6 protein-coding genes are annotated in these 7,468 nt (G+C 65.4%); 4 read left to right on the forward strand and 2 right to left on the reverse strand.

Going from position 1 to position 7,468, the window contains the following annotated elements; all coding sequences use genetic code 11:
• The first annotated feature begins 177 nt into the window (after positions 1 to 177).
• The gene (locus CV770_RS19550) at positions 178 to 1,788 is read left to right on the forward strand and encodes a phytoene desaturase family protein (protein WP_104463465.1); all 1,611 of its coding nucleotides are present in this window, start codon (positions 178 to 180) and stop codon (positions 1,786 to 1,788) included.
• Between the two features lie 272 nt (positions 1,789 to 2,060).
• On the opposite strand, the gene CV770_RS19555 is transcribed toward CV770_RS19550, so the two are convergent.
• Positions 2,061 to 2,216 (reverse strand): Flp family type IVb pilin, encoded by a 156-nt coding sequence (locus tag CV770_RS19555; RefSeq protein WP_018322539.1) that lies wholly within the window; start codon positions 2,214 to 2,216, stop codon positions 2,061 to 2,063.
• Between the two features lie 162 nt (positions 2,217 to 2,378).
• On the opposite strand from CV770_RS19555, the gene CV770_RS19560 reads away from it, so the two are divergent.
• Positions 2,379 to 3,266: a 50S ribosomal protein L11 methyltransferase gene (locus CV770_RS19560; protein WP_104463466.1), complete on the forward strand. Its 888-nt coding sequence runs from the start codon at positions 2,379 to 2,381 to the stop codon at positions 3,264 to 3,266.
• A gap of 121 nt (positions 3,267 to 3,387) precedes the next feature.
• Here CV770_RS19560 and CV770_RS44050 read toward each other — a convergent pair whose 3' ends face one another.
• Positions 3,388 to 3,567 carry a hypothetical protein gene (locus CV770_RS44050; protein WP_091961663.1) on the reverse strand — a complete coding sequence of 60 codons (180 nt, stop codon included), beginning with the start codon at positions 3,565 to 3,567 and terminating at the stop codon, positions 3,388 to 3,390.
• Positions 3,568 to 3,754: 187 nt separating this feature from the next.
• On the opposite strand from CV770_RS44050, the gene CV770_RS19570 reads away from it, so the two are divergent.
• Positions 3,755 to 5,584 carry an aminopeptidase P family protein gene (locus CV770_RS19570; RefSeq protein ID WP_104463467.1) on the forward strand — a complete coding sequence of 610 codons (1,830 nt, stop codon included), beginning with the start codon at positions 3,755 to 3,757 and terminating at the stop codon, positions 5,582 to 5,584.
• Between the two features lie 319 nt (positions 5,585 to 5,903).
• Complete coding sequence (locus CV770_RS19575) at positions 5,904 to 7,178, forward strand: multidrug effflux MFS transporter (RefSeq protein WP_104463468.1); 1,275 nt, start codon at positions 5,904 to 5,906, stop codon at positions 7,176 to 7,178.
• The last annotated feature ends 290 nt before the right edge of the window (positions 7,179 to 7,468 follow it).

A 7,468-nucleotide genomic window follows, 5' to 3' on the forward strand; every position in this document is an offset into this window, starting at 1 on the left:
ACAAGGCGCCTGAACGGGCAATAAAGGCACTCGTGATGTTGCAGCTAGGAATGCCTGATATAGAGATGTCATTCCGGGGCGCGCGAAGCGCGAATCCGGAACCTCGAGATTCTCCGGTGCGGAGCCCGCACCATAGTTCGATGCTGCGCATCGCCCCGGAATGACGCCAGGGAAATCATGAACGAAACCGACGTCGTCATCATTGGCGCTGGCCATAACGGCCTCACTTGCGCGGCCTATCTCGCGGGCGCGGGCCTGCGCGTGCGCGTGGTCGAGCGCCGCAAGGTGGTCGGCGGCGCCGCGGTCACCGAAGAGTTTCACCCCGGATTCCGCAATTCGGTCGCGGCCTACACTGTGAGCCTGCTCAATCCGCAGGTGATCCGTGACCTCAAGCTCACCGAGCAGGGCCTGCGGATCGTCGAACGGCGCGCCCAGAACTTTCTGCCCGCGCCTGATGGAAGCTATCTCCTGACCGGCGAGGGACGGACGAAGGCATCAGTCGCGCGGCTGAGCGCGCATGACGCAGGCGCGCTCGACGGATTTTCGCGCGAGCTGGAGGACATCGCCGACGTGCTCAGGCAGTTCGTGCTCCGCGCGCCGCCGAACCTCGTCGACGGTTTTGGCACAGCGGCCGTCCGCGAAGGCGTCAACGCCTGGAAGACCGCCAACATCCTGCGCGGCCTCACGCTGGAACAGAGCCGCAGCCTGCTCGATCTCTTCACCCGCTCGGCCGGCGAGATGCTGGATGAGCGCTTCGAGCATGATCTGGTCAAGGCCCTGTTCGGCTTCGACGCCATCGTCGGCAACTATGCGAGCCCCTACGCCGCCGGCTCCGCCTATGTGATGCTGCATCACGCCTTCGGCGAGGTGAACGGCAAGAAGGGGGTCTGGGGTCACGCCATCGGCGGCATGGGCGCGATCACGCAGGCGATGGCGCGCGCGGCACGCGACCGCGGCGTCGTGATCGAAACGGATGCCGGCGTCCGTGAGATCATCGTCGAGCGCGACCGCGCCGTCGGCGTCGTGCTGGAGAACGGCACGGCCATCCGCGCCAAATATGTCGCAGCCAATGTCAATCCAAAGCTGCTCTACACGCGGCTGGTCGCAGCCGACGCTCTTCCTGCGGACTTCCTCACCCGCATCCGGCACTGGAAGAACGGCTCCGGCACCTTCCGCATGAACGTTGCGCTGGACAACCTGCCCTCCTTCACGGCGCTGCCGGGCGAGGGCGATCATCTCAGCTCCGGCATCATCCTGGCGCCAAGCCTCGGCTACATGGACCGTGCCTATCTCGATGCGCGGGCGCAGGGCTGGAGCCGGGAGCCAGTCGTCGAGATGCTGATCCCCTCCACGCTCGACGACACGCTGGCCCCAGCTGGAAAGCACGTCGCCAGCCTGTTCTGCCAGCACGTCGCACCGGAGCTTCCCGACGGACAATCGTGGGACGACCATCGCGAAGAGGTCGCCGATCTCATGATCGCGACGGTGGACAAATACGCGCCGGGTTTTGCGGCGAGCGTGCTGGGCCGCCAGATCCTGTCTCCGCTCGATCTCGAACGGCAGTTCGGCCTCCTCGGTGGCGATATCTTCCATGGCGCGCTGACCTTGAACCAGTTGTTCTCGGCGCGGCCGATGCTGGGCCATGCCGACTATCGCGGGCCGTTGAAGGGCCTCTACCATTGCGGCTCCGGCGCCCATCCCGGCGGCGGCGTCACCGGTGCGCCCGGCCATAACGCCGCGCAGGCGATCTTGAGAGATCACCGGTCGCTGTTCGGAAGCCGTGGATAGGGCTGTGGATGAGCTGTGGATTGGCTGTTGAATGGCCTGTGGTCAGACCGAGGATACATGGGCCAGAACGTGGGACCGAACTTGGGGAAAGCCGGTGGACAATCGCGGGACAAGCGGGTGGACCGCGTCCCGGCAAGCGGTGGACAATTTGTGAAGATCACTGAGAACGCTCGCCCGAAAACGACCTCGCCCGCCAGGGGTATCCCCTCGCGGGCGGTGATCAGGAAAAACCTCAAAGAAAAATAGCCCCCGCTGGGAAATGGAGGCGGAAATTACTTCAAGGAGCTGCTAATCGAAGTGAACTTGTCGTTCAAAGTGACGCCCAGGCTGTTCACCACGGTGATGATCGCCAGAGCGATACCTGCGGCAATGAGGCCGTACTCGATCGCGGTTGCACCGGACTCGTCCGACCAGAACTTTTGAACCATGCGCTTCAAAACTCGCCTCCGTTTCAATTCCAAGCTGTGTTGGTTGGTTTCGACATCCGCAAAGATACGGGGCGCAACCTACAGCCCGGTTAACCGGGAATCGCAACTTATGCGGAAAAATGGCGACGAAAGTTCCAAAAATTGAACTCAACGGAACCCTGAATGCAGCCTTCTCCTACCCATCGCGCCAGCTTTTCGATCGGCAGCGAGGCCGACGCCCGACGCGTCGTCGACGTGCTCACCGAGGTGTTTTTTGACGGCGATGCGGCGGTTGCCGCCTTCGAGCGGCCGGACGGACCGTGGGACGTCACGCTCCATTTCGCCGAGGCGCCCGATCAGGCTTGGCTGCGTGAACTCGTTGCAACTTCAGCAGGAAATGCGATCGCCGCGACTCTTCTCTTCGACACGGTCGAGGCCAAGGACTGGGTCAAGGCCAGCCTGGAAGATCTCGTCCCGGTCCCGGCCGGGCGCTTCGTCGTGCACGGCAGCCATGACCGCGACCGTGTGGCGCCGAACAAGCTCGCCATCGAAATCGAGGCGGCGCTTGCCTTCGGCACCGGCCACCACGGCACCACCCGTGGCTGTTTACTGCTGCTTGACCATGTCCTTAAGAGTTCCCGCCCGAGGAACCTGCTCGACCTCGGCACCGGAACCGGCGTACTCGGCATCGCGGCCGCCAAGGCGCTGCATCGCGCGGTGCTCGCCTCCGACATCGACTCTCCGTCGGTGCGGGTGGCGGCGGAGAACGCGGTGCTGAACGAGGTCGGCAACCAGGTGCGGGTGATTCGCGCCACCGGCTTCGCCGCGCCGGATTTCGAAAAGGCCGGTCCGTTCGACCTGGTGCTCGCCAACATCCTCGCCAACCCGCTCAGGCAATTGGCGGGCCCGATGGCGCGGCATCTCGCGCCCGGCGGACGCGTCATCCTCTCCGGCCTGTTGACGCACCAGGCCCCCGCCGTGATCGCCGCCTACCGCGCGCGCGGCCTCGTGCCGTTGAAGCATCTGCGGATCGAGGGGTGGAGCAGCCTGTTGTTGCGGAAGATGGGGTGAGCGAGGTGTCGTAGGGTGGGCAAAGCGCAAGCGTGCCCACCATGTCGTCCGCGAAAAAAGGAAAGATGGTGGGCACGGCGCTTTGCGCCTTTGCCCACCCTACGGCATTATCGATGCCGCCCTACTCCGCGGGCTTCTCGTCCCGCCGCATCGGAGGCTCGTCCTGCAAGGTACGCCTCGCGCGGCGCTCGGCGATACGGTCGATCATCTGGCGCATGACGCCGCGCGGTTTCTTCGCTGCAGCCGCAGTCGGAACGCGACGCACCGGCGGCGAAATCTTCTCAAACGTGAATGCTGGCATCGTGTGTCCCCTCGCCGTTGAGATGAACCACCTGCTCGAATTTCCCTGTCATCCGGACGAAGCGCAACTGCCGCATCCTTTCACTCCACTCAATTCGAATGGAACCATTCAAGCACAGTCCATGCCAGATGCGACGCGAATGCGTCCAGATTGCGGACTCGTCCCCATGATCCTAAAGTGATCCACCATGTTCGAAGCACACTTCCAGACATTCGAGGAGCCGGAAGCCGGCGTCGCATTGACGGCGCGGCTCGCCGCCCTTCGCGAAGAACTCGCCCGCCGCAAGCTGACCGGCTTCGTGATCCCGCGCGCCGATCAGCAGCAGAACGAATATGTGCCGCCGTCGGAAGAACGGCTGGCCTGGCTGACCGGTTTCACGGGGTCGGCGGGACTCGCGGTGGTGCTGACCCAGGAGGCCGCTCTGTTCGTCGATGGCCGCTACACGCTTCAGGCCGCCAAGCAGGTCGATGCAAAGGCCTGGGCCGTGGAATCGCTGATCGATCCGCCGCCGGAGAGCTGGGTGTCGGCGCATCTGAAGGCCGGTGACCGCCTCGGATTTGATCCATGGCTGCACACTTCTTCGGCAGCCGAGCGCCTGTCCGTCGCCTGCGCCAAGGCCGGCGCCGAGCTGGTCGCGGTCGACAGCAATCCCATCGACGCGATCTGGCAGGACCGCCCGCAGCCGCCGCTTGCCCCGGTCGCCGTGCACAGCCTGCAGAATGCCGGCGTCACTGAAGCCGAGAAGCTGACGCAGATCAGGGCCGAGATCGGCAAGCTCGGCGCCGACGCGCTGGTGCTGTCGGACAGCCACGCGGTGGCCTGGACCTTCAACATCCGCGGTGCCGACGTCGCGCACACGCCGCTGCCGTTGTCCTATGCGCTGGTGCCGAAGGACGGTCGCCCCACCATCTTCATCGACCATCGAAAACTCTCCAACCTCACGCGCGACCACCTCGAGCAGTCCGCCGACGTGCGCGAACCCGATGCGATGGCGCCGACGCTGATGGCGCTCGCCAAGAGCGGCGGATCGATTGCACTCGACAGCGCCACCGCGGCCGACGCACTCAGCCGGCTGATCGCGGGGGCCGGCGGCAAGCCGGTACGCGGCAGCGATCCGATTGCACTGCTCAAGGCGGTCAAGAACGCGACCGAGATCAAGGGCACGCAGACGGCGCATCGGCGCGACGCCGTGGCGCTGGCGCGCTTCCTCGCCTTCATCGACCGCGAGGCCGCAAGCGGCAAGCTCACGGAGATCGACGCGGTCGAGGCGCTGGAGACATTCCGCCGCGACACCGGCGCGCTGAGGGACGTGTCGTTTCCCACCATCTCGGGCACCGGCCCGAACGGCGCCATCGTGCACTACCGCGTCACCCGCAAGAGCAACCGGCGGATCGCACCCGGCGACCTGCTGCTGATCGATTCCGGCGCGCAGTATGAAGACGGCACCACCGACGTCACGCGCACCATGGCGGTGGGCGAGCCGACGGACGAGATGCGCGACCGCTTCACCCGCGTGCTGCGCGGCCATATCGCGATCGCGCGCGCCGTCTTTCCGGACGGCGCCACGGGCGCGCAGCTCGACACGCTGGCACGGCAATATCTCTGGGCCGCCGGCGTCGATTTCGAGCACGGCACCGGTCACGGCGTCGGCAGCTATCTCTCGGTGCACGAAGGGCCGGCGCGGATCTCGAAGCTCGGCACCACGCCGCTGAAGCGCGGCATGATCCTCTCCAACGAGCCCGGCTACTACAAGACCGACGGTTTCGGCATCCGCATCGAGAACCTGGAGCTGGTGGTGGCCGCCGACATCAAGGGCGCCGAGAAGCCGATGAACGCGTTCGAGACGCTGACGCTGGCGCCGATCGACCGGCGGCTGATCGATGTGGCGATGCTGAGCCGCGACGAACTCGGCTGGCTCAATGCCTACCACGCGCGTGTAAGGGCCGAGGTGCGGCCGGCGCTGGACGAAGCAACGCAGGCCTGGCTCGATCAGGCAACGGCGGAGCTGAAGGCGTAGTGCACGAGCCGGAGCGGCGCTGCATGGCGCTAGGCGATTTGCGCAACGCTGCTTCCTCACCTCAGCTGTCATGTCCCGCGCAGGCGGGGCATCCAGTACGCCGCGGCTCCTCGATTCAACCACAACTGCCTCTGGAATACTGGATCGTCCGCCTTCGCGGACGATGACACCACCATTGGGCACGAGCAACGCGCCCAATCTGGCGCCATCGCGCCTCCAGCATAACCATCCCGGAATCCGTATAGCCGCATTCCGAAACGCCGATATCCGTCTTGCGCGAGCGCGCTACAGTCGATTCGAACTCGAAAGATGGACACCAATGCACGGCATGATCAGCAAGCCGCCGGGAGCGGCGGCGAACCTCGCGACGTCGCGCCTGGTGCTGCTGTTGCTGGTCGTGATGACCGGGATCGCGCCGATCTCGCTCTACATCCTGGTTCCGGCACTGCCGGTGCTGGCGACGAATTTCGGCAGCGACATCTCGATCGCGCAGATGACGGTGTCGCTCTACATGGTCGGCATCGCGCTGTCGCAGCTGATCATGGGGCCGCTGTCGGACCGGTTCGGACGGCGTCCGGTGCTGCTCGGAGGGCTGGCGCTGATGGTCGTGGCCAGCGTCGCGTGCATTTTCGCCGAGACCTTGCCGCAATTGATCGCCGCGCGCTTTTTCCAGGCGCTCGGCGGCGCCTCCGGCATGGTGATCAGCCGCGCCATCATCCGCGACATCTACGAGCGCGACCGCGTCGCCTCGATGATCAGCCTCGTGGTCGCCGCGCTGATGATCGGGCAGATGGTTTCGCCGCTGACCGGCGGCCTGATCGAGACTGCATTCGGCTGGCGCGCGATCTTCTATGCCATCACCATCGCCGCGATCCTTGTCGCCGTCGGCATCGCGGTGGCGCTGCCCGAAACGCGGCGCAGCCGCGCCGCCGGCAGCGGCTTCCGCGGCGACGTCGGCATCCTGATCCGCAACCGCGCCTTCGTCGGCTATGTGATGTGCCAGGTGCTGGCCTCGCAGATCATCTTCACCTTCGCGGGCGGCGGCCCCTACGTCGTGGTGACGCAGATGGGCCGCAGCAGCGCCGAATACGGCGCCTGGTTTGCGACCTCGGGCTTTGCGTTTCTCGTCGGAAATCTGCTCTGCGTGCGCTTTGCGCCGCGGCATTCGCTGGAAAAACTGATCTGGTTCGGGCTCGCCCTCCAACTCGCCGGCAGCCTTGCGAACCTGCTGTGGAGTATCATCGGCTGGAACGAGGCCCCGGCCTGGCTGTTCGGCACGCAGATGATCGTGATGGCCGGCAATGCCTTCGTGATGGCGAATTCGGCCGCCGGCGCCATCAGCATCCGCCCCGAGGCCGCCGGCACCGCCTCCGGCACGATGGGCTTCCTCCAACAGGGCATCGGCGCACTGATGTCGCAATTCGGCGCCTATCTCGGCGGCCACTCCGCAACGACGCTGCCACTCACCGCCGCAGTCCTCGCGATCTCGCTGCTCTGTGCCTGCGTGATGATCTTCGTCGTCCCCCGCCGCGAAGTGGTGGTGAGCGAGGCACTGATCGAGCAGGCGGAAGAGGAAGAGAGCGGGATGATGTGAGGGAGGCTATGCGCGTTACCCTTCCCCTCTCCCCTTGTGGGAAAGGGTGGCTCGCCGCGGAGCGGCGAGACGGGTGAGGGGTCTCTCTCCACACAGATCACTCTCAGTCGAGTTTGTGGATACAACCCCTCATCCGACGCTTCGCGCCACCTTCTCCCACAGGGGGCCTGTTGCGTAATCCGCCAGTTGTGATTCCCTAGGTCAAAGCCTTGGAGGTATCGATGGCGGTGAAGCGGACAGGACAGCCGAGCTTTGTGGAAGCGCTGATGCCGAAGGGCGCCGGCGCCAAT

The sequence above is a fragment of the Bradyrhizobium sp. AC87j1 genome, from assembly GCF_002936975.1.
In the GTDB taxonomy this organism is placed as follows: domain Bacteria; phylum Pseudomonadota; class Alphaproteobacteria; order Rhizobiales; family Xanthobacteraceae; genus Bradyrhizobium; species Bradyrhizobium shewense.

Coding starts and splice junctions, on each gene's coding strand:
- CV770_RS19575 (WP_104463468.1), top strand. CDS start 5,904: ATGCACGGCATGATCAGCAAGCCGCCGGGAGCGGCGGCGAACCTCGCG.
- CV770_RS19570 (WP_104463467.1), top strand. CDS start 3,755: ATGTTCGAAGCACACTTCCAGACATTCGAGGAGCCGGAAGCCGGCGTC.
- CV770_RS19560 (WP_104463466.1), top strand. CDS start 2,379: ATGCAGCCTTCTCCTACCCATCGCGCCAGCTTTTCGATCGGCAGCGAG.
- CV770_RS19550 (WP_104463465.1), top strand. CDS start 178: ATGAACGAAACCGACGTCGTCATCATTGGCGCTGGCCATAACGGCCTC.
- CV770_RS44050 (WP_091961663.1), bottom strand. CDS start 3,567: ATGCCAGCATTCACGTTTGAGAAGATTTCGCCGCCGGTGCGTCGCGTT.
- CV770_RS19555 (WP_018322539.1), bottom strand. CDS start 2,216: ATGGTTCAAAAGTTCTGGTCGGACGAGTCCGGTGCAACCGCGATCGAG.